This is a genomic window from Mucilaginibacter sp. A5337 (assembly GCF_059690695.1).
The window spans coordinates 293,921-314,714 of sequence record NZ_JCAWEC010000004.1 but is presented as its reverse complement, the minus strand read 5'-3'; the positions used below and the strand labels follow the sequence as shown (position 1 = coordinate 314,714).

The following is a 20,794-nucleotide window of genomic DNA, read 5'->3' as shown; positions in this document are numbered from 1 at the left end:
ACATTAATAGTTTTGTGGAGGAGGATTTTGATTATTGAATGGATCACGGTAATCGTTCGGATTGAATGGCATATTGCCCTGTGCTTCTTTGGCTGATGGGCCTAAATAGGTAGCACTTCCGAATCCAAGAATCGGATAAAAAATAAACGGTAAGATAATCAAACCAATTGTAAAACCTTCACTTTTGCCAAAGCTTTTGCTTAATAGGTTAATCATCCAAATACCAAAAATTATATTGGCGCAGGGGATCAGAAGCATGATAATCCACCATATAGGTTTTCCGATTATCTCGAGTAATACAATGATGTTGTAAATTGGAATGATTGACGCCCAACCAGGTTTGCCTGCTTTGGTGTACACTTTCCAACTACCAATCACCACAATAACCCAGATTATAAGGCACGGGATGAAAAATGCACCAAAAATAGCACCAACCATGCCAGCAGACATGTCGGAAGAAGAAGTGTAAGAATCCATAGTTTTGTTTAGTGTTTAAGTTTTATGGTTTTTGTTTGTTTAAGTTCACTGCAAATTATAAATTATTTCTATCAAAACTATAAGGAGCAACGTATTTATTACTGCACATGTAATTATAATTTATCCTTAATTTTGGCTTGATGCAAAGAGAACAGATTTCGGTTTTTGACATGTTTAAGATAGGCATAGGCCCGTCAAGTTCACATACACTTGGCCCCTGGCGGGCTGCACAGCAGTTTGTGCACTCGCTTGAACAACAGGGGGTACTGCCAATAGTGCAACAGGTTAAGATATTATTATATGGCTCATTAGCCAAAACCGGCCATGGGCACGGTACGGATATAGCTATATTATTAGGCTTAAGCGGCGACGATCCGGTTACTTTTGAGGTTGACCAGGTAACACCCAAAATTGAACACATCAAAAGTTCGCATCAGTTAATATTAGGTGGTATATTACCAGTGAGCTTTTATGCTGAAGAGGACCTGATGTTCCTGTTCAATGAAAGTTTATCTTATCATCCAAATGCCGTAACATTTCAGGCTTTTTTAAATACCGGTAAGGCCATATCAGAAACCTATTATTCCATAGGTGGTGGCTTTGTGGTAAAGGAAGGAGATTCGGGCCAGTCTAAAGCCGAAGTAGATTTGCCATTTCCTATTGATACCGCTTCCGATCTGCTGCACTGGTGTATCAAAACCGGTCTCCGAATCTCCGAAGTGGTAGCCGAAAATGAGTTGGCCTGGCGCAGCGAGCAGGAAACACGCACGGGTGCATTAAATATTTTCAGGGCGTTAAAAGAGTGCATATACAGGGGTTGCCATACCACCGGTCAATTACCCGGCGGATTAAACGTGGCAAGGCGCGCCGCCAAATTAAATGCAAAACTCATCGGCAATAATCAATACAGCAATTATGACGAATGGGTAGCAGCCATCAGAAATACCGGCGACAGCTTTAAAAACACCTTAGATTGGGTAAGCTGTTTTGCGTTAGCCGTTAATGAGGAGAACGCCTCATTCGGCCGTGTGGTAACTGCGCCAACAAATGGTGCAGCGGGGGTTATTCCCGCAGTACTGCAATATTACATTGCTTTTTGCGATGGTAATACCGAGCAAAAGATCATCAACTTTTTGTTTACCGCCAGCGAGATCGGGAGTATCTTTAAAAAAGGCGCTACCATATCAGCCGCTATGGGCGGTTGCCAGGCCGAAATTGGCGTATCATCGGCCATGGCAGCAGCAGCATTAACCGAGTGTATGGGTGGCACCCAGCGCCAGGTACTCATGGCCGCCGAAATAGCCATGGAACATCACCTCGGCCTTACCTGCGATCCTATTGGCGGCCTGGTGCAGGTTCCCTGCATCGAGCGGAACACCATGGGGGCAATTAAGGCAATAACGGCCTCTCAACTGGCGTTACAAAGTAATCCCGAAAAAGCCAAGGTAAGCCTTGATGCCGTAGTGAAAACGATGTGGCAAACCGCGCTTGATATGAACTCGAAATACAAGGAAACAAGTGATGGCGGGCTGGCGATCAATATCCCGATCAGTTTGCCGGAGTGTTAATGGTTTACTTTTTAAACAGTCTCGAATCAAACTCAAAAAATTCAGCAGCTATAATTTTTACTGATTTAAAATCGGGATGCAAAGGATTTAACAGGTAATTAAAATCGCCGGCAACTGTTGCCGATGGAACCTGCAGTGCTAAATATTTATTGGCTTTTACAAAGCTATCACCAATTTGCTGCGTTGCTTTTATCAGCGGGTTACTGTTCCATTTTTCAGGTAACTTATCAATTTCCGACTTAAAGATCTCTGAATTATCAGGCAATTCAATGGTTGCCATAAAATAATCAGATGGGATAAACCCAAGCGGTGTATGTACTGCAACTTCAAGTACAGCTAATGCCCGTGACGAAGAGGTATAAACTACAGCTGTTCCTTTACTGTTCCAGCGACCGCCGTTTAGTTCGGCTCCCCTTCTGCTTAAGTCATTAATGTAAGCTTGTTTGCTTAAGCGATAAACAATCATGCAAGTATGCCGTGTTCAATCCGCCCCAGTTCATCGCGGATCATATTGATACCAAAGGCTGTATCTAAAAGTTCCTTAGGCCTTACTCCGCCCAGGGGAATGCTTTTATAATCCATCCAGGCGTAAAACTTATTTTCATCACCAAAAACTTCGATACCCTTTTTATAAAGTAACTCAATCATGATTATCTTTTCAGAATAGATAGGGTCAAAAGTTTTATTTTCCTTTTTATAACGTTGAATAGTCCGCTCGGAAAGATGAAGGTACGAAGCCCAGTCATCTATATTAAAATGAATATGATTTGACAATTTAGTAAGATAAGGAAACGAAATCCCTTCCCTTACCATGAAGGTTAAATTAACCTCGTCGTCATCAAGAAATTTATAAGGCTTCGGATCGCTCATGGCCCATATGCAAATTGACCATAAATTTACGACAATTGTCACAAACAAACAAATCGTATTTTCATTTATTTCTTTGCAAAAATAGCCCCTACATCTACTTTCAGCTTATCAACCCACATCCCATACATTTTACCCGATGGATGTAAACCATCACTCGCCAGTAAGGTAAGATCATTTGCAGCTAACTTAGATATACTGGTGATTTCGACGTAATTAACTTTTGCATTGCTGCTTATCTCACGGTTAATACCATTGAATTGATCTATCTCCGGCCCTATTACGGCATCATTACCATGCGCAAAGGGCGTAACGCCATAATCAGGGATAGACAGTACAAATACATGCTCCCTGATACCACCTGCAAATTTGATGGCCGTATTTAAAACCTGCTCAAACTTAATGCGATAATTTTCCTGGCTTAACCCGTCGTATTGATCGTTAACACCAATGAGCAAAGTCACCAGATCGTAAGTACTGCCTTTGATCTCACTTTTATCAATGGCATCAATCAGCTCGTCGGTTGTCCAGCCAGTGCGGGCTATAATGGTTGGGGAATTTACCTTAAAGCCCTGCAATTGATTGGCCAGCTGGTTGGGAAATGCCTGTTCCGGAGGTACGGACTGGCCTATGGTGTATGAATCGCCGAGGGCAAGATATGTTAAGGTATCCTGTATCACTGTAACTGGTTTTGACGGGGGATTATAATCAAGCGGCGCAGGGATATTTTTGCCTGCACAGGCTGATAACGTGAATGCTGTAAATAAACTTAAAATTATTCCTTTCATTATAACATCTCCATACCAAAAAGTACGGAAATATGATGCTTCAGGATTTCTTTAACTTCATTAATATCAACCTCGTGCCCAAGTTCCTGCTGTATGGAAGTAACAGCTTTATCATCGATACCACAAGGCACTATATTTTTAAAATAACTCAGATCGGTATTTACATTAAGCGCGAGACCGTGCATAGTTACCCAGCGGCTGCAACGTACACCCATAGCGCATATTTTACGGGCTTTTTCATTATCGGCATCAAACCAAACACCTGTATAGCCTTCATAACGCCCGGCCTTTAGCCCGAAATCGGCAAGGGTAAGGATTACCGCTTCCTCCAATGTACGGAGGTACAGGTGGATATCGGTAAAAAAATTATCAAGATCAAGTATCGGGTATGACACAATTTGACCAGGGCCATGGTAAGTAATATCTCCGCCCCTGTTTATAGGATAATAAACCGCATGCTTTTCTTTCAATCCCTCTTCATCTAATAATAAGTGCTCGGGCTTACCACTTTTACCAAGTGTGTACACGTGCGGATGCTCGCAAAACACCAGGTAGTTAAAGGTTTCGTCAGCTTCGATAGTGTCGTAGGCCACAGTAGTTCCGGCACTTTTAGCGGCAGCTTCATAGGCGGTTTCACGGTTACGATTATCTATTTTGGTTTTAACCGTTTCACCAAAAATAGTCTCCTGTTTATCCCAGGCCTGCTGGTAGTCGATCAGGCCCCAATCCTGGAAAAATACTTTCTTGTTTTTCATTACTCCCCCTTTACGTAGCCTATCATATAATCTTCATACTGAAGATAGCCAACAGTATAATCAATGGTGGCATCTTTTTTATTTAACTGCGCATTCACAACGCCATGGTGTTCAAACTGAAACGGCTCCAGAAAAATATTATCAGCAAAAGAAACCTCTTTTTGTCCATTGCATTTATACACAGCCTCTTTGGCGCACCAGCAAACATACAATTGTTCAATTTTTTGCGGACCAGTTATAAATTTCAGTTCCTCTTTACGCATAAACTTGTTGGCAATACGCTCAACTTTCTGCTTGATCTGCTCAATATCAATTCCAACCTTATGCGTTTTGCTGATCATTACAGCAGCATAATCAAACGAATGGCTTAATGAGATATGGTAAGGCAGGTTTACCAGGTAAGGTTTACCGTGCTCATCAACCTTACAGTCAATATATTCATCGGTATGGAGCATTTTACGCAGCAGTACGCGGGTGCCCAGCCAGTGCAAGTGGCGCTTGCCATTGCTCAGGCTCTCCACAAAATCCTTTTCCTGCTGGTTAAGTTGTAACTGGCTATACAGGTCTGTAGCCTCCTCCTCAATACGCCAGAGTGCAAACTCGGTATCATCATCAATACGCTGCCTGAATGCTATCGCCATAAAAGTAAAATTGCAAAATAGGTTGCAAACATATGTCAAAAAAAATTAAATAATATAAGCGCAGTCACATATTCATAATTAGCTGAAGCAATTAGGTTTAGCGGCTATTTCCGCGCTATCTGAACGTATTTTACAGGCCGATATTGTTCATAAAAGCCGGCAGCAATTAGGCTAATTTTCATAATTTAGCGCCAGCAATAACCTGCCCCGTATGATATTATCTGATAAGCGCATCCTCGAAGAAATTGAACAAGGCCATATCATTATTGAACCATTTAACCGCGAATACCTGGGTACCAACTCATACGATGTGCATTTGGGTAAATACCTGGCTACTTATCGTAACAGAGTTCTTGATGCTAAAGTTCACAACGAGATAGAAGGCTTTGAAATTCCGAAAGACGGCTTTGTGTTACAACCAAACACACTTTACCTGGGTGTAACTATGGAGTACACCGAAACCCATCGCCATGTGCCATTTTTAGAAGGAAAATCAAGCACCGGGCGTTTAGGTATTGATATCCATGCAACCGCAGGCAAGGGAGATGTTGGCTTTTGCAATACCTGGACACTTGAAATTTCATGCGCCCAGCCGGTACGCATTTATCCGGGAATGCCAATAGGCCAGCTTATTTATTTCGTAGTTGAGGGAGAGATTGAAACAATGTACAATAGCAAAACTAATGCTAAATACAACAACCCCACCACGCGCCCTGTTGAAAGTATGATGTGGAAGAACAAGTGGTAGTGATTTAAGTCTTAAGTCGAAAGCCTCAAGTACTAAGTATAGAAAAGAAAAGTCAGACTTTCGACTAAGAACTTCAGACTTAATACTTAGCACTTAATACTTAGTACTTTTTGCGTACCTTGGTAGTTCAAGATTTACCTTTCTATGAACTTCAAACGCCTATCCGTTGGGATCCTTATCACCCTTATTGTTGGTGCAACCTTAGCTTTTATAAAGCCGGACGATGAACTGGTAACCAGGATCATTGCACAGCTCGATAAATGGCGTACCGAGCATCCGCAGGAAAAAGTTTACCTGCACTTTGATAAACCCAACTATGCTATTGGCGAAGATATCTGGTTTAAAGCCTATGTTACCATCGGCAGCGAGCATAAACTTTCTGCTTATAGCCAAACCCTTAACGTTGACCTTATTGATGATAAAGACTCGGTAAAGCGCAGCCTTAAACTCCCCCTGACAGCCGGCCTCGCGGCTGGCGATTTTGCATTAGCCGACAGCATGGAAGAAGGCAACTACCGTATCCGCGCTTACACCAACTGGATGCGCAATGAAGGTGAGGCTTATTTTTTTAATAAAACCATAACTGTAGTAAACGGCATAAGTAACAAAGTTTTCACCAAAACCGCCTATACCTACGATACCTCAAGCGGTAAACAGAAAGTTACAGCGGTAATTACTTATACCGATCTAAACGGTATAGCCTATACTAACAAGCCTGTAAATTATGAGGTTGAGATAAATGGCAAATCAATATCAAGGGGAAAAGGCATTACCGATGATAAAGGTAGCCTCACGGCAACTTTTATTACCAATCAGCCGGTTTCCATAACAACAGGGCATATCAATACGGAGCTTAAACTGGATGAAAAGCGTACCGTAGCCAAAGCTGTGCCTATCAAAACGCTATCCAATAAGGTTGATCTCCAGTTTTTTCCTGAAAGTGGGAACTTAATTAACGGCATTTTTGAAAAAGTAGCTTTTAAAGCTGTAGGAGCTGATGGTTTAGGCGTTGACGTTAAAGGGTTTATTGCTGATGATCAAAACAACCAGATTGCCCCCCTGGGTGCAAGTCATTTTGGCATGGGCACCATAAACTTTCAACCGGAAAGCGGCAGAACATATAAAGCGCATGTAACCTATGCCGACGGATCTGAAGGCATTTTCGATTTGCCCAAAGCGGTTGACAACGGCTACGTATTAAGCATTAACAGCATGCGCGACGATAAGGTATTTGTATCTATCGTTCCGGGTAAAAACTCCACTAACGGCACAGCTTCATTATCGGGCTTAACTTTGATAGCACAATCGGGCGGCGAACTTTGTTATGCCGGTAAAAGTAAGGACGGCGCAACATCCTTTTCGGCTGCTATCCCTAAAGATAAATTCCCTTCGGGCATAGTGCAGTTTACTTTATTTTCGGCAAGCGGCGAGCCTTTGAATGAGCGATTGATTTTTGTTCAAAACCCCGACCAGCTTAAGCTTGCCGTAACAACCGAAAAACAAAGCTACAAGCCACGCGAAAAAGTAACTATCAACCTCAACGCTAAAAACAGCGATGACAAACCAGTGGTGGGCAGTTTTTCAGCTTCTGTTATCGATGAATCAAAAGTTAGTACAGACGAGGCAAACGAAATTTCAATCTATTCAACCTTGCTGCTAACCTCCGATTTAAAAGGATATATCGAAAAACCTAATTACTACTTTACCAATGTAAGCAACGAAACCAAAGCCAACCTCGATGCGCTGATGCTTACCCAGGGCTATCACCGCTTTGAATGGAAACAATTACTGGCTGATAAATTTACACCGATAGTTTTCAAGCCCGAAAAATCATTGGAAGTAACCGGGCACCTCAAAACATTTGGAGGCAAACCGGTGCCTAACGGTAAGGTTACCCTGTTTTCAACATCAGGCGGTACTTTTATTATTGATACTGTGGCTGATGCCGATGGAAAATTCACTTTTAAAAATCTCGTTTTCAGGGATAGTATCAAGTTTGTGATCCAGGCGCGTACAGCCAAAGACCGCAAAAACCTGGATATCACACTCGACAATGTAAGCCCCCAACCTGTTGGCCCTAACAAAAATGCCCCCGACCTGCAAGTGAACATCAATGACGGGGCATCAGCTTATTTATTAAACAGTAAAAAGCTTTATGACGAGCAGGTAAAATATGGCATAGGCAATCATACCATAGTATTGAAAGAGGTAGTGATTAAAGAGAAACGGGAAAACCCTTTTAAAAATTCAGCAAATCTGAATGGTCCCGGTAATGCAGATCAAACACTTACCAGTAAAGACCTGATGTATGGCGGCGGAATGCTTTCGCAAGTATTACAGGGCAGACTTAATTTTGTAACATTCAGGAATGGCATCCCCTATTCAACCCGCAGCCCAAATATACCAATGCAAATCGTTTTGGACGGCACATATGTTGAACCTGATTTTTTAGATAATCTTACTCCAAGTGACGTTGCTACTGTTGAGGTATTAAGAACAATTGGTAACCTGGCCATCTATGGTTCCAGAGGTGGGGGTGGTGTTTTAGTAATTACAACTAAGCGCGGCGGCGAAACTGTTTACAACAAATATGCGCCGGGTATAGTTACTTATGCACCTAAGGGGTATTACAGAGCGAGAGAGTTTTATTCGCCTAAATATGATGATCCTAAAACCAATACACAAATGCAGGACCTGCGTAGTACCATTTACTGGGCACCGGGTTTGTTAACTGATAAGGATGGCAATACATCAGTGAGTTTTTTCAATGCAGATGCCAAGGGCACTTACCGCGTAATAATTGAAGGTATTGACGCCGATGGTAAATTAGGCAGACAGGTTTATCGGTATAAGGTGGAGTAATATAGTGAATATATAAAGACATCTGTTTTTTGCATATATTAATTGCGAATACGACTCCATGTCCGATCATTACAATTTGACAGTAGGGGTGATTGCTTTCATGATTAATAAACGGTTATGAAAGGAATTAAATATATACTAAACCGTACAGATTATGTTAAAAACCTTTGCCTTTATTATTTTTCTTTTTCCTTTCGCATGCGTGGCCCAAGTAGTTGTTTCGGGGAAGGTACTGAACCAAGTCGATCATAAACCAATTGCCAATGCCAGCGTATTTATCAGCAATGGCTCCATTGGCGATAAAACAAATAATGATGGTGCCTTTACCTTAAAAAATCTTAAACCTGGTAAATATGATCTTGTAGTATCAATTATTGGCTATGAAACATACAGTCAACCGCTACTTGTGTCTGACGCCGATAGTAATTTACCGGATATTTTACTTGAGCAAAAAACCATGCAATTGCAGGAAGTGAAGGTGAAAGTAGCCAGCGATAAAAACAGGCCCTTGTATCTTGACTGGCTTAAACAAGAGTTTTTAGGTAATTCTGAAATTGCAAAACAGTGTAAAATAGTAAATCCGGAAATGCTGGATTTTGATTTTCAGCAAAACACGCTCAAAGCTTCCTCTGTCGATTTCCTGATTATCGAAAATATGGCTTTAGGTTATAAGGTAAAATATTTGCTAACTGATTTTAGCCTTAATAATCCCCGGGGAATAGAAAAAAGGCTCTCGTACAAAGGTTTTACTCTTTTTGAAGAGATGGAGGGTACACCGGCTCAGCAGGCATCGTGGCGCAAAGCACGGCAGGAAGTTTATGCAAACTCATCAATGCATTTTTTCAGAGCTGTTGCCGAGAACAGGATCACCGAGGAGGGGTTCAAAATACAGCAGCTCGCCGAATACCCCAATCCCGACAGGCCGGCAAACGAATTAATTGCAGCAAAAGTTAAGCACTTTGCAGAGGCAACCCCAAAAACAAGTGCCATACGCGATTCATTAAACTATTGGACTAAGAAATCGCAGCTCCCTAAAACCCAATTAACCATTAATGATTATCCACTTAGTATTAATGACGTGCTGAAAAATACAGGACAAAAAGGCCTGTATGCTATAAGTTGCGACAATGATGCTATTTTAGTAAACTACAATAAAACCCATCGCTTTGGCAAAGCCAAAATAACCGACTTGAGCGACCGCTACAACAACAATGTTTCATTAATTGAATTTAACAAGCTGTATGCTTTTTTTAATAATAGCGGCTGGATTACCAATATTGACGACATCATGTTGGCCGGTGTTTGGGCAAAAAAACGCGTTGCCGAATTACTGCCCGAAGATTATGAAGATGCAACACATATCAAAGTCGAAAAGGCCGATTCGACCTTAACTGGTATCATCACCAAAACCGAAAGCTTTTCATCAAACCATCTTACCGAAAAATCTTATTTGCATCTTGATAGGTTTAACTATTTGCCGGGTGATTCCATTTGGTTTAAAGCTTATGTAGTAGCTGGAACTGCGCATGAGCTATCTTCATTAAGCGGAGTTTTACATGCTGAGCTGATTAATCAAAAAGATTCAGTGATCCGCAGACTTAACCTGCCGCTTGATGACGGGCTTGCCACGGGCGACTTTATCTTATCGCGTTCATTAAGAACAGGAGTATATCGCATAAGGGCTTACACCAATTGGATGCGCAATGATAACAACCACGGATTTTATGAGCAGCAAATTCAGGTTGGCCCGCCGGCTATAAATTTTGCAACTGCACAACAAGGTACTGCTAAAAACCCGGACGTTCAGTTTTTCCCGGAAGGCGGTGAACTCATCAATGCCCTGCGTTCTAAAGTGGCCATTAAGGTGATCAACGTAAACGGTTCGGGTGAAAATGTGAAAGGATCGATAACAGATAATGACGGCAATGAAGTAGCAGAGTTTGAAACCCAGCACCTCGGAATGGGCGTATTTGCGCTTAGTCCGCAAATAAATAAAGTTTACAAAGCCAAAATAACAACGCAAAGTGGCGCAACCTTCACGGTTGATTTACCTAAAGCCCATGATGAAGGCTTTGTACTTACCGTTAATAACAGGAAAGCCGATAGCATCAGCGTAAAAATTAATGCCGCAGGCAATACCTTTGCCGCAAAACAGCATACAGGATATTATCTGATCGGTCAATCGGCCGGTATGGTTTATTATACCACCAGCTTTAAACTGGATAACCCGGCTTATATTGTTAATATCGATAAACAACGCTTTCCATCAGGTATTGTCCAGTTTACTTTATTTGCCCAAAATGCTGAGCCTCTTAACGAACGGCTAGCTTTTATCAGGGTAAGCGATACGCTTAAGCTAAATATTACCACGCCCGATAAGAAGTTTGCTACCCGGCAAAAAATGCAGCTTAATTTAGATGCTACAGACGACGCCGGTTCAAAAACACAGGGAAGTTTTTCGGTATCCGTGATAAACGAAACCAGGGCAGGCAGTAATGAAAACGCCGAAAGTACCATTTTAAGCAACCTGCTGTTAACCTCCGATTTGAAGGGTAATATCGAAATGCCTAATTATTATTTTAATAAGGTTACCGATCAAACAGAGGCCGATCTTGACTTATTGATGCTTACACAGGGCTACCGTCACTTTGATTGGAAACAAATACTGGCTGATAAACCCGCTCCCCTTGCTTATGAAGCTGAAAAAAGCCTGGAATTAACCGGCACACTGAAAACTCCCGGAGGCAAGATAGTGGCTAATGGAAAGGTTAATTTATACTCAAACAAGGAAGGTGTATTTGCAGATACTGTAACCGATGTTAATGGAAATTTCAAGTTCAGGAATTTTGAACTTTCCGATACTGCCAAAGTTGTAGTACAGGCCCGCAAGCAAAACGATGGTAAAAACGTAACCATCTTCATAAAACAACCGGATTATCCAAAGGTGGATAAATTGGTGGTGGCTGATAACAGTATTGATGAAACAAATTTATCGCCTGAACAAAAAACAGTTTTACAGGAAAAGTATAATGCCTACGTCAAACAGCAAAAAATAGATTCATTAAACAAGATCAATACACTTAAAGAAGTAGTAATTAAAGGTAAAAAAAACACTCCGGCATATATCAAAAACAAATTTGGCGCAGTTGAACAAAAAGAGCTTGATATGGCCAAATTGCGGGGACCTCAATTTACGTCATTGCAAGATGCCATATTTTGGACAGCCCCGGAAACGCATATCTTGAGAACGGGATCGACTTTTAGCCAAATGCAGACAAAGGGGAAAAGCAGGAATAATGACACTATACCGGATGGATCTGTTATAATAGATGGCGTTGTAAGAAATAGGGATTTATTAAATGCTTATTCGGCACAGGAAATAGAAAGCGTAAATTTAGTGTATCTCGATCCCAAATCGTATACACCTACAATATTTGTCCGCACACGCCGCGCCGCAGGCACCGATACAACAGCGTTAAAAGAGGTTACGGTACGGTCAACCCGGTTAGCTAAAAAACCCGACTTAAGTTTTTCATCAAATTTAAATGGCCCCGGCCATGCCGATGAAGTATTTATGGGTAGCAAACTCAATGGATGTTCAAGGCTTGCCGATTGCTTGAGAGGCCGGCTAATGGGCGTATCATTTGATAGCAATGGCAACCCTGTTAACACCAGGAACAATAAAGAAATGTCGGTGATAATTAATGGTAATATTTTAGCGGGAGATGCATTAAATAACCTGAACTCAAATGACATTTACAGTATTGAAGTTTTAAGGAGCGGTGGTACCATGGCTATTTACGGTTCAAACTTAGGGCTGGGAGGCGCATTGGTTATTACCACTAACCAGGGTACTACCGGCTTTGTCACCAGCGAATCGCCATCAGGAGTTATCACATACCCATACAAAGGTTTTTATAAGGCCCGCAGTTTTTATTCGCCCAAATATCAAAATACCAACATAGGTTCATCGTTCCCTGATTTGCGCACCACCATATATTGGGAGCCTAATTTGGTAACTGATAATGCCGGCAATGCCTCAATCGGCTATTTTAATGCTGATACTAAAGGAAATTATCGCATCACAATTGAAGGTATTAACGGCGCTGGTAAACTGGGCAGGAAAGTTTTCAGGTACAAGGTAGAATAGCGTTAAGTCGGAAGTCTATAGTCGGGAAGTCCGAAAGATTTAAGCGTATCTTAAACCTTTCGGACTTTATCGTTTGAAACAAACTTATTTCCCGCTTAAATAATACTTCTCCCAAAAATCGACGGATTTTGACATTTCGCCGGAACCACCGGCTGTCCCACGCCCCATACCGCCGCCCATGCCTCCGCGACCGCCTCTTCCACCACGGCCGCCACCCATGCCGCCTCCGCCGCCCATACCACCTCTTCCGCCGCGACCGCCTCCGCCGCCAAAGCCTCCGCCTTCACCCTCTCCTGCACCACCGCCACCTGCCGGGCGCTGAAAACCATTGATCTTAAAATTAAAAGCCCATTCGCTTTTAAAGGCATCATTGCCGGCATGGAAAAAACTTAACGGTATGGCCGCCTCATAAACCAGATCGCCATTGGTATCATAATTTATAGCAGTTTTTATACCATATGTATTTGATGTGGTAATCATATCACCCTCAATATCCTTAAAGCCAACAACTTTGATATAGCGCAACTTAGTAATACGTTCGCGCATTAATTCGTCGCGATCCGCCTGCGTAATTTCTCCGTCCCCATCCTTTGGTTTGGTAAATTCTGGTTTTTCATCTTGTGCAGCTAAAGGGAAAGTAAGGGTAAAGCTATCTTTCTTTTTTCCTTTAGGATCAATAGTTAAGGTTATGCCTGCATTCAACACCTTCATTTTATCAAGCCGGTCGCTCACCCTAATAGCAGCATACAGGAAATCTTTATCATTGGCCAGCGCATAATTCAGCTTTTTTTCTTCGTTATAATAACGCAGGCTATCGCCCCATTCTTTCAGATCGCCATCAACATTAATATTAGCAGGAGGGCCCTGAAGGCTATTTTTAGTGCTTTGAGCGAACGAAGAATGATGAGTTACCAAGAGTTGCGCAGCTAATGCCAAAACAAAAGCCGGGTATGCTTTTTTCATGTGATTTTTTTGGGGGTTAAGTGTAACATGATTTTTAAGACCAAGGAACACGATTTTAACACTTTTATTATTGTTTTTGAGTAAATTTGTAGTTACGTATGCCAACCGAAGTACAGGAAGAAACATTTACACTCGAGGAGTTACTTGCAGGACTTAAAGAGCTTCATCGTTTAATATTATGGAACGATGATTTTAATACTTTTGACCACGTGATCCACTGCATGATGAAATACCTGGATTACTCAGAACCACAAGCCGAAAAGATAGCATGGAAAGTACACAACGAAGGCAAATGCGCCGTACTTGAAGGCTCCTTTACCGAAATGGAGATCTACCGTAAGATCCTCCAGCAGGAAGGCTTAACTGTTTCAGTAGAATAAACAATAACAACAACCGACATGATAAAAAAACTCCTTTTACTTTTTTTAATAGTCGGTTGGGCAAGCCTCACCGCCTGCGGCCAGGGCAAAAACCTGAAACTGGTGTTCATTCGCCATGCCGAAAAGCCTGATGCGGGCGATAACCTTTCATGCGCCGGGTTTAACCGCGCGCTTAAACTGCCCGAGGTGTTAAAAGCCAAATTTGGTCTTCCCGATCATATTTACGTGCCGGCAATGCACCAGGGCAAATCGACCCCGAGAGCCCGCATGTTCCAAACCATTTCGCCGTTTGCAGTAAAATACAATCTTTCTATCAACAGTAATTTTGAGGAAGAAGATGATAACGGAGTAGCTAAAGAGCTCACCTCAAAAAAAGGCACCATCCTAATTGTATGGGAACACAATCAGATTAAACCTTTGCTGAAAGCATTAGGCATGAAAGTTAAAGACCTGCAATGGCCCGACGACGATTTTGACAGTATCTGGATTGTAACTTTCAAAAAAGGCAAACCATCATTAACAATGGACAAAGAAGGGATTATGCCGGCTGCGGGGTGTAGTTTTTAAGATATACACCATGTCATTGCGAGCGCAGCGTGGCAACCGCATGCTATACAGAGCGGACTTGCTTACGTGCGGTTGCCACGCTACGCTCGCAATGACATAGAGATTGTAAACACAAAACGCCCCGGAAAATCCGGGGCGTTTTGTGTTTTATATCAATAATGATTATTCACTAACCAGGTAATTCCAATTATGGGTATCAGGAGCGTTACCATATTTAATAGCATCAAGCGTATCAAATACCCTGTTTGAAAACTCACGTGTTTTCGGATCGCTCAGGAAGTATTCCTGCCCTTCATAACTGATTGAGGCTACAGGAGCAATAGTTGCGGCGGTACCGGCGCCAAAGGCATCGGTTAATTTGCCGTTTTTAGCACCTTCCACAATCTCTGCTACAGAAACTTTACGTTCTTCAACAGGGATACCCCATTCTTTAGCTAAAGCAATAACCGTGTCCCGGGTTACACCATCTAAAATGGTATCTTTTGCTTCGGCAGTGATCAGTTTACCATCCAGCAGGAACATCGCGTTAGCAGCGCCCATTTCTTCAATAAACTTGTGTTCTTTAGCATCAGTCCAGATCAGTTGATCAAAACCTTCTTCAGTTGCTTTGCGGGCAGGCAGCATTGAGCTTCCGTAGTTACCGGCAGCTTTGGCATAGCCCATACCCCCTTCGGCAGCGCGTGTATAATGTGTTTCAATTTTAACACGTAATGGTTTTGAAAAGTACGGACCAACCGGGCCAACCAATACCATGTATTTATAAGTTGATGATGGTGTTACACCCAAATAAGGATCGGTAGCAAACATAAACGGACGGATGTACAAAGCATGGTTTGGCTTTGAAGGCACCCAGTCGCGGTCAAGGTCAACCAGGGTAGCTATACTTTGCAAAAAGATCTCCTCGGGCAAAGTTGGCATACAAAGGCGCTCGGCCGATTTGTTGAAACGGATAGCATTTTTATCCGGACGGAAAACGGTGATTTTTCCATCGGCATGTTTATAGGCTTTCAGGCCTTCAAAAAACGCTTGTCCGTAATGAAGTGCTGAAATTGCAGGGCTTAGACCAATTTCGCCGTAGGGAATGACCGAGAGATTTTTCCATTCACCGTCCGCGTAATCGGCCACAAACATATGGTCAGAAAAAGTTTTTCCAAAAGGTAAGTTGTCAAAGTCCGTTTGCTGCAAACGGGAAGCAGTTGTCCTGCTGATCTTGATGTCCAATGTCTCGGTCATGGCATTAAAAATTAATAAATTATAGAAAATGGAAAGTTAGGCATTTTTATGGCCTACGCCAAAAAAACAAGCATGTAAATGGTGATTATCACACATAAAAATATCATTTTGACAATATGATCGCAAAGCTTAAATGCTACTCAACACATCATCAACCCAGGCTTTGCCCCAGTTCTCCTTTTCCTCTTCGCTCCATACCCATGGATAAAAGATCCGCTTTTGAAAGCGTGGCGGCAGGTACTTTTGCCAGTTGGTGCCTCCTGTTGCCTTAATATCCTCAGGTTCACGGTTAAGGTAACGTACCGCCGATTTATAATGTGACAGCGGCCAGTTTACATTTACATTAATATCCAGCTGACGTAATTCGGTACGCAGTTCAGGGCTCAATTCTGAAGATACTTCAAACTGTTTGGCCAGTGTATTAAAGTTATGCGAAACAGCTGCCTTGCCAAGCTCAATAAAAGCTTTTGAATACTTTTTTTCAAACTGCTTAAGCGTTAAGGTCTTTTTTCCTGTAGATAGTTCTGTTGCTCCAAATTTCCAGTACAGGTATTCAAATTGATCTTCAATAGTTGCATGCTGCAATTCATCACGTTTATCTTTTGCTACCAGGTTTATAAAATCTGTAGCATAGATTTCGATCATGCGATATTGACCCGACTGAAATCCACTTGCCGGCAATAAAGACATCCTGAATTTCAGAAACTGTTCCTTCTCCATCCCATCAACCATAATTTCGAACGAGTGGGTCAAAGCACCAAAATACCGGTTGATCCTTTTTAACCTCGCCGTAAAAAATTCAGGGGTTAACGGGCTGGCTTCGGCAATTTGTTTGCATTCATGCAGGGCAAGCTTAAAATACAGTTCAGTGATCTGGTGATAGATGATAAAAATCTCCTCGTCGGGAAATGGGGTCTTAGGATTTTGTAAACTAAGCAGTGTATCCAGGTGGATATAATCCCAATAGGTTAAAAAATCGGCATAAAGCAAGCCATCAAGGTATGAGTTCATATCCTGGCCCATAGCTTCATACTTTTCCTGCAGGCGGTTTAAACGGTCTTCAATTTCGGAAGAGAAATGCATACCTCAAAGGTAATAAAATAGTAAACTGCTAAAACATATCCGTATTAGGTTGTTATATGGATACAAGCCTTATGATATTATTATGAAGATCAGGAAGATACTCATCGGCATTGATGAAAGCGAATTTTCACGCTATGCTGCGGCCTATGGCTTTGATATAGCCCATACCTATGGTGCCGAGGTTGGTTTGGTACATATAGTCGAACCTATCATCGTGCCCACCGATACCCAGAGTGGTTTAATGGGTGGAATACCTTTTGATACTAACCTGAACCTCCCGGGTTCAGAACTGGAGACATTACAAAGCAATCGATCAGCCACACTACTTGAACAGGCGGCAAAAGAATGGGGAGAAGGACTACAAATAGCTCAATTTACCCAATACGGCTCAACTGCCGAAGCCATCATTGAATGCAGCCAGGAATTCAATGCCGATCTGATAGTGATAGGTACTCATCGCCGCACCGGTATCGATAAGTTTTTTTTAGGCAATGTTGCTGAGCATGTGGTCAACAAATCGCTAATACCCGTCTTGGTTGTTCCTTATATTGAAACAAAGGATTAATATAAAAGCCTGAATTTGATGGTGTGTTCAATAGCCTTTAATTCATTCAGCACTTCGGTATCATAGCCTGTATTAACGTCAGTAATTACGTAACCTATCTGCGGATTGGTAACCAAAAACTCACCTACAATATTAATATTATGACGGGCAAATACATCGTTGATCTTAGCCAGGATGCCGGGCACGTTTTTATGAATGTGAATTAAACGGTGCGCATTATTAACACGCGGTGGCTGCAGATCGGGAAAGTTGCAACTGGTATGTGTTTTACCTTCGTTCATGAAAGCCATTACCCTTTTTGGCAAAAAGTCGGTACTGTGCGGATTATGCCTTGGATCGTCAAATATAATGATACCGTTTTCGGCAGCAACATCGGCCAGTTTACGGTTACATTTTCCAAAAACGCCAATTACTTTTAACCTACCCGCGTTTTGAACCTGCTCGGCGCTTGGCTGATTCTCTTCGTCACAAAACAACACGCCGGCTTCTTCAAGGTATTTATCTTCAACACTTTCGCGGTGACGCATGTTGTAGCCTTCTTTTTTCAGCTGATCCAGCGCATCTTCATCAACATTACCCACAACCAAACATTTAATGCGGTTTTTAGGATAAGAGATCGCTCGAGGCAGTTTATTCAGATAAAGGAACTCGTCAAAACTTGGGGTAATATGGTCGGCTTTTTCAGCTACCGATTTGCGTTCGATATTTTCGGTAAAGGCGAAGAACTTTTTGATCATGCCCGATTCCTTTAACTGGAAATCAGAATACCCGTCACCAATACCGTAGATGTCGCCTGGTAACTGAAGTTCTTTCAGCAGCTTCACCTTACCGCCTTCCTGCGAAAGCGGATTTTCGCGGTCATAGCCTATGATATTGCCCTCTTCGTCAAACACAAAGGTATTGGCGTAGATGTTTTCTTTTTTGATGTGATATTCGGTTACTACCGGAGTAATAAACTCTTTGAACCCGCCGGATACGATCAAAACCTCGTCCTGGTGATTTTTAAAGAAGATAGTATTACGGGAAAAAGAAGTAGAAACCTTCTTTTTAAGATGGCTGATCAGTTGCTTTAAATGATCGCGATTGGCATTGAGCAATTTCACCCTGCGCTCTAAACTTTCGGTAAAGGATAGCTTACCCTCCATCGATGCATTGGTTAGATCTTCTATCTGCTTGTAGATATCTTCACGGTCCGGGCGGTTTTTGAGAGAGATCCGGGCCAGTTCGTCAAGGGCCTCAACCTGTGTAAAGGTGCTATCGAAATCAATAATAAAGTACTGTTCCATCTTGGCTGCAAAGGTGCAAAAAATTTGCTGAGGAAGTATAGAGAGATTGTAGTTTAAATTAAAATAACCTTTTTTTGGTAACTTTATTATTAATCGATATATTTGATAACGTTCAAATAGTTTTAAAGCAAAAACGATGAAAAAATCAATCACATTTAATAAACCGTAGCAATGCAGGTAATAATTGAAGATCACTTTCTGGGTGAAGTGGCCAATTGCAATAAAGTAACCGGAAAATCGCCTTTTCCGGACGACGTGATCAAAGCTTTTAAAAAACGCTTATACCAAATCAGGCAGGCAAAAAACACCGCCGATTTACGGGCGATCAAAAGCCTTCACTTCGAAAAACTAAAAGGAAAGAAATATGAAGGGAAGTATTCAATACGATTGAATATATCCTATCGTTTAATATTTCGGATTGAAAACAACGAGATCAGCAGGTTGGAGATCATTTGTATTGAAGAGATCAACAATCACTACTCATAAAATGGGGCCAGGAGCCCATCATACTAATTATGAATAATCAGGTATTAGATCATAATGGTAACGAAATTGAAATAGAAGCATTTCATCCAGGCGAATTTTTGCAGGAAGAAATTGAAGAAAGGGCTATCCTCAAAAAGGATGTAGCTAAAGCCCTCCATATTTTGCCACACCATTTAAGCGAAATATTTGCAGGCAAAAGAAATATTTCTGCAAAGCTTGCTGTAAGGCTTGAAAAGCTATTAGGTATTAGTTCCCATTATTGGTTAGGCTTACAAATGGAATATGACCTGTTTGTTGCCAGAGAAGAAGAACTATCAGTATAATCGGGTTAACTACTTTAACGCCTCACATATCTCAGTAATCGTTTTACCGATAGGCTTAAATTCGATACCAATAGCCTTTTTAATCTTTGAGTTATCAAACTCCCGGGTTAAAGAGGCCGTTTGGGCCGATGTTTTATCTATAGCTGGAACGCCTCCGGTCACGGCCGCGCCAACAGCTGCTACACGCCAGGCCAGTTCCATCATCCATGACTTTGCATAAATAGCAGGTGGCTTAATACCAAAACCTTTTGCTATCTCGGTAACCATACCTTTATAGTCCCGGTTTTCGGCGCTGATGATATAACGCTCGGCAGTGATATCACTGTTCATTAAGCCCACCATACATTTGGCAACATCCTCTACATCAACAAAACCAATGGTGCCCGAGGTATAAAACTTAAGCCCCTTGCGCACAGTATTGAACAAAGCGCCACTGCCCTGGGTACCGGCACTCGCGCCAATTATAAGGGAGGGATTAACAATAACGGCGTCCAAACCTTCTGCAATACCCCGCCAAACTTCCATCTCGCTCTCCAATTTAGATATGGCATAACCATCATTTTCTGTCGATTGCTCCAGGTGATGGTTTTCTGTGATAAACTCACCGGGTTTTGCAGTTCCAACAGCTGCCACCGAGCTTACATGCACCATCCTAATACCCCGCTCATTGCAAAGGTTAACCAGGTTGGCAGTCCCGGTAACATTGGTGGTGATCATCGGCTTTTTATCCGCCTGCTTCAATGAAACCCATGCGGCACAATGATAAACCTGAGTAACGCCATCAAGCGCATCCGTCAATGCAAAAATATCCATCATATCGGCATCAACCCAGTCGATGCTTTGCTGGTAAGGCAATAATAACTTAGGAATAACTGAATTTTCCCTTTTGGTACAACGGATCCGTTGGCTGTTAGTGGTTACCAAAAGTTTTGCCAGTTCGGCCCCAAGAAAACCAGTTGCGCCTGTTATTAAGATCATTATTTAGTGTGCAAATTTCAGATGTGCAAATGTGATTATAAATGTGCGGATTTCAAATGTGCGGATGTGCAAAT

General features: G+C 42.0%; 20 protein-coding genes. 9 read left to right on the top strand and 11 right to left on the bottom strand.

The window, feature by feature from the left end:
- Positions 1-3: 3 nt before the first annotated feature.
- Positions 4-477, bottom strand: coding sequence for a DUF5684 domain-containing protein (locus AC59JO_RS15235; RefSeq protein ID WP_413669854.1), 474 nt, complete (start codon positions 475-477; stop codon positions 4-6).
- A 140-nt stretch (positions 478-617) separates the two neighbouring features.
- On the opposite strand from AC59JO_RS15235, the gene AC59JO_RS15230 reads away from it, so the two are divergent.
- Positions 618-2,045, top strand: coding sequence for an L-serine ammonia-lyase (locus tag AC59JO_RS15230; protein ID WP_413669855.1), 1,428 nt, complete (start codon positions 618-620; stop codon positions 2,043-2,045).
- A 4-nt stretch (positions 2,046-2,049) separates the two neighbouring features.
- Here AC59JO_RS15230 and AC59JO_RS15225 read toward each other — a convergent pair whose 3' ends face one another.
- From AC59JO_RS15225 to AC59JO_RS15205, 5 genes are all read right to left on the bottom strand, one after another.
- Complete coding sequence (locus AC59JO_RS15225) at positions 2,050-2,511, bottom strand: RES family NAD+ phosphorylase (protein WP_413669856.1); 462 nt, start codon at positions 2,509-2,511, stop codon at positions 2,050-2,052.
- The gene (locus AC59JO_RS15220; protein ID WP_413669857.1) at positions 2,508-2,915 is read right to left on the bottom strand and encodes an Xre family toxin-antitoxin system antitoxin; all 408 of its coding nucleotides are present in this window, start codon (positions 2,913-2,915) and stop codon (positions 2,508-2,510) included. Before AC59JO_RS15220 ends, AC59JO_RS15225 begins: the two co-directional genes overlap by 4 nt.
- A gap of 65 nt (positions 2,916-2,980) precedes the next feature.
- The gene (locus AC59JO_RS15215; protein ID WP_413669858.1) at positions 2,981-3,700 is read right to left on the bottom strand and encodes an SGNH/GDSL hydrolase family protein; all 720 of its coding nucleotides are present in this window, start codon (positions 3,698-3,700) and stop codon (positions 2,981-2,983) included.
- Positions 3,700-4,455, bottom strand: a complete 756-nt coding sequence (gene lipB / locus AC59JO_RS15210; RefSeq protein WP_497306267.1) for a lipoyl(octanoyl) transferase LipB — start codon at positions 4,453-4,455, stop codon at positions 3,700-3,702. The genes AC59JO_RS15215 and lipB overlap by 1 nt, the downstream gene beginning before the upstream one ends.
- On the bottom strand, positions 4,455-5,096 hold the full coding sequence (locus AC59JO_RS15205) for a 4'-phosphopantetheinyl transferase family protein (RefSeq protein ID WP_413669860.1): 642 nt from the start codon (positions 5,094-5,096) through the stop codon (positions 4,455-4,457). Before AC59JO_RS15205 ends, lipB begins: the two co-directional genes overlap by 1 nt.
- Positions 5,097-5,307: 211 nt before the next feature.
- Between AC59JO_RS15205 and dcd the strand changes: the two genes are divergently transcribed.
- From dcd to AC59JO_RS15190, 3 genes are all read left to right on the top strand, one after another.
- Complete coding sequence (dcd, locus tag AC59JO_RS15200) at positions 5,308-5,844, top strand: dCTP deaminase (protein WP_497306265.1); 537 nt, start codon at positions 5,308-5,310, stop codon at positions 5,842-5,844.
- 144 nt (positions 5,845-5,988) lie between these two features.
- The gene (locus AC59JO_RS15195) at positions 5,989-8,706 is read left to right on the top strand and encodes a TonB-dependent receptor (protein ID WP_497306263.1); all 2,718 of its coding nucleotides are present in this window, start codon (positions 5,989-5,991) and stop codon (positions 8,704-8,706) included.
- 154 nt (positions 8,707-8,860) lie between these two features.
- Positions 8,861-12,856 carry a carboxypeptidase-like regulatory domain-containing protein gene (locus AC59JO_RS15190; RefSeq protein ID WP_497306261.1) on the top strand — a complete coding sequence of 1,332 codons (3,996 nt, stop codon included), beginning with the start codon at positions 8,861-8,863 and terminating at the stop codon, positions 12,854-12,856.
- 84 nt (positions 12,857-12,940) lie between these two features.
- Here AC59JO_RS15190 and AC59JO_RS15185 read toward each other — a convergent pair whose 3' ends face one another.
- Positions 12,941-13,819 (bottom strand): DOMON domain-containing protein, encoded by an 879-nt coding sequence (locus AC59JO_RS15185; RefSeq protein WP_413669864.1) that lies wholly within the window; start codon positions 13,817-13,819, stop codon positions 12,941-12,943.
- 98 nt (positions 13,820-13,917) lie between these two features.
- On the opposite strand from AC59JO_RS15185, the gene AC59JO_RS15180 reads away from it, so the two are divergent.
- Entirely contained in the window at positions 13,918-14,199 is a 282-nt protein-coding gene (locus AC59JO_RS15180; protein ID WP_091215366.1) for an ATP-dependent Clp protease adaptor ClpS, read from the top strand.
- Positions 14,200-14,217: 18 nt separating this feature from the next.
- Complete coding sequence (locus AC59JO_RS15175) at positions 14,218-14,766, top strand: histidine phosphatase family protein (RefSeq protein ID WP_497306258.1); 549 nt, start codon at positions 14,218-14,220, stop codon at positions 14,764-14,766.
- Between the two features lie 162 nt (positions 14,767-14,928).
- Here AC59JO_RS15175 and AC59JO_RS15170 read toward each other — a convergent pair whose 3' ends face one another.
- Both AC59JO_RS15170 and AC59JO_RS15165 read right to left on the bottom strand, forming a co-directional pair.
- Positions 14,929-15,999 (bottom strand): branched-chain amino acid aminotransferase, encoded by a 1,071-nt coding sequence (locus AC59JO_RS15170; protein ID WP_497306256.1) that lies wholly within the window; start codon positions 15,997-15,999, stop codon positions 14,929-14,931.
- 129 nt (positions 16,000-16,128) lie between these two features.
- Positions 16,129-17,082, bottom strand: coding sequence for a tryptophan 2,3-dioxygenase family protein (locus AC59JO_RS15165; RefSeq protein ID WP_497306254.1), 954 nt, complete (start codon positions 17,080-17,082; stop codon positions 16,129-16,131).
- An 82-nt stretch (positions 17,083-17,164) separates the two neighbouring features.
- Between AC59JO_RS15165 and AC59JO_RS15160 the strand changes: the two genes are divergently transcribed.
- Positions 17,165-17,647, top strand: a complete 483-nt coding sequence (locus AC59JO_RS15160; RefSeq protein WP_413669868.1) for a universal stress protein — start codon at positions 17,165-17,167, stop codon at positions 17,645-17,647.
- Here AC59JO_RS15160 and AC59JO_RS15155 read toward each other — a convergent pair.
- Positions 17,644-18,933, bottom strand: coding sequence for an HAD-IB family phosphatase (locus tag AC59JO_RS15155; RefSeq protein ID WP_497306252.1), 1,290 nt, complete (start codon positions 18,931-18,933; stop codon positions 17,644-17,646). The genes AC59JO_RS15160 and AC59JO_RS15155 overlap by 4 nt on opposite strands.
- A 171-nt stretch (positions 18,934-19,104) precedes the next feature.
- Between AC59JO_RS15155 and AC59JO_RS15150 the strand changes: the two genes are divergently transcribed.
- Positions 19,105-19,419, top strand: coding sequence for a type II toxin-antitoxin system RelE/ParE family toxin (locus tag AC59JO_RS15150; protein WP_497306250.1), 315 nt, complete (start codon positions 19,105-19,107; stop codon positions 19,417-19,419).
- 29 nt (positions 19,420-19,448) lie between these two features.
- On the top strand, positions 19,449-19,742 hold the full coding sequence (locus tag AC59JO_RS15145) for a HigA family addiction module antitoxin (RefSeq protein ID WP_497306248.1): 294 nt from the start codon (positions 19,449-19,451) through the stop codon (positions 19,740-19,742).
- A 9-nt stretch (positions 19,743-19,751) separates the two neighbouring features.
- Here AC59JO_RS15145 and AC59JO_RS15140 read toward each other — a convergent pair whose 3' ends face one another.
- Positions 19,752-20,720 carry an NAD-dependent epimerase/dehydratase family protein gene (locus AC59JO_RS15140; protein ID WP_497306246.1) on the bottom strand — a complete coding sequence of 323 codons (969 nt, stop codon included), beginning with the start codon at positions 20,718-20,720 and terminating at the stop codon, positions 19,752-19,754.
- Positions 20,721-20,794 lie beyond the last annotated feature (74 nt).

Coding starts and splice junctions, on each gene's coding strand:
- AC59JO_RS15170 (WP_497306256.1), bottom strand. CDS start 15,999: ATGACCGAGACATTGGACATCAAGATCAGCAGGACAACTGCTTCCCGT.
- AC59JO_RS15185 (WP_413669864.1), bottom strand. CDS start 13,819: ATGAAAAAAGCATACCCGGCTTTTGTTTTGGCATTAGCTGCGCAACTC.
- AC59JO_RS15165 (WP_497306254.1), bottom strand. CDS start 17,082: ATGCATTTCTCTTCCGAAATTGAAGACCGTTTAAACCGCCTGCAGGAA.
- AC59JO_RS15215 (WP_413669858.1), bottom strand. CDS start 3,700: ATGAAAGGAATAATTTTAAGTTTATTTACAGCATTCACGTTATCAGCC.
- AC59JO_RS15205 (WP_413669860.1), bottom strand. CDS start 5,096: ATGGCGATAGCATTCAGGCAGCGTATTGATGATGATACCGAGTTTGCA.
- AC59JO_RS15145 (WP_497306248.1), top strand. CDS start 19,449: ATGAATAATCAGGTATTAGATCATAATGGTAACGAAATTGAAATAGAA.
- AC59JO_RS15220 (WP_413669857.1), bottom strand. CDS start 2,915: ATGAGCGATCCGAAGCCTTATAAATTTCTTGATGACGACGAGGTTAAT.
- dcd (WP_497306265.1), top strand. CDS start 5,308: ATGATATTATCTGATAAGCGCATCCTCGAAGAAATTGAACAAGGCCAT.
- AC59JO_RS15190 (WP_497306261.1), top strand. CDS start 8,861: ATGTTAAAAACCTTTGCCTTTATTATTTTTCTTTTTCCTTTCGCATGC.
- AC59JO_RS15195 (WP_497306263.1), top strand. CDS start 5,989: ATGAACTTCAAACGCCTATCCGTTGGGATCCTTATCACCCTTATTGTT.
- AC59JO_RS15160 (WP_413669868.1), top strand. CDS start 17,165: ATGAAGATCAGGAAGATACTCATCGGCATTGATGAAAGCGAATTTTCA.
- AC59JO_RS15230 (WP_413669855.1), top strand. CDS start 618: ATGCAAAGAGAACAGATTTCGGTTTTTGACATGTTTAAGATAGGCATA.
- lipB (WP_497306267.1), bottom strand. CDS start 4,455: ATGAAAAACAAGAAAGTATTTTTCCAGGATTGGGGCCTGATCGACTAC.
- AC59JO_RS15225 (WP_413669856.1), bottom strand. CDS start 2,511: ATGATTGTTTATCGCTTAAGCAAACAAGCTTACATTAATGACTTAAGC.
- AC59JO_RS15175 (WP_497306258.1), top strand. CDS start 14,218: ATGATAAAAAAACTCCTTTTACTTTTTTTAATAGTCGGTTGGGCAAGC.
- AC59JO_RS15150 (WP_497306250.1), top strand. CDS start 19,105: ATGCAGGTAATAATTGAAGATCACTTTCTGGGTGAAGTGGCCAATTGC.
- AC59JO_RS15155 (WP_497306252.1), bottom strand. CDS start 18,933: ATGGAACAGTACTTTATTATTGATTTCGATAGCACCTTTACACAGGTT.
- AC59JO_RS15180 (WP_091215366.1), top strand. CDS start 13,918: ATGCCAACCGAAGTACAGGAAGAAACATTTACACTCGAGGAGTTACTT.
- AC59JO_RS15140 (WP_497306246.1), bottom strand. CDS start 20,720: ATGATCTTAATAACAGGCGCAACTGGTTTTCTTGGGGCCGAACTGGCA.
- AC59JO_RS15235 (WP_413669854.1), bottom strand. CDS start 477: ATGGATTCTTACACTTCTTCTTCCGACATGTCTGCTGGCATGGTTGGT.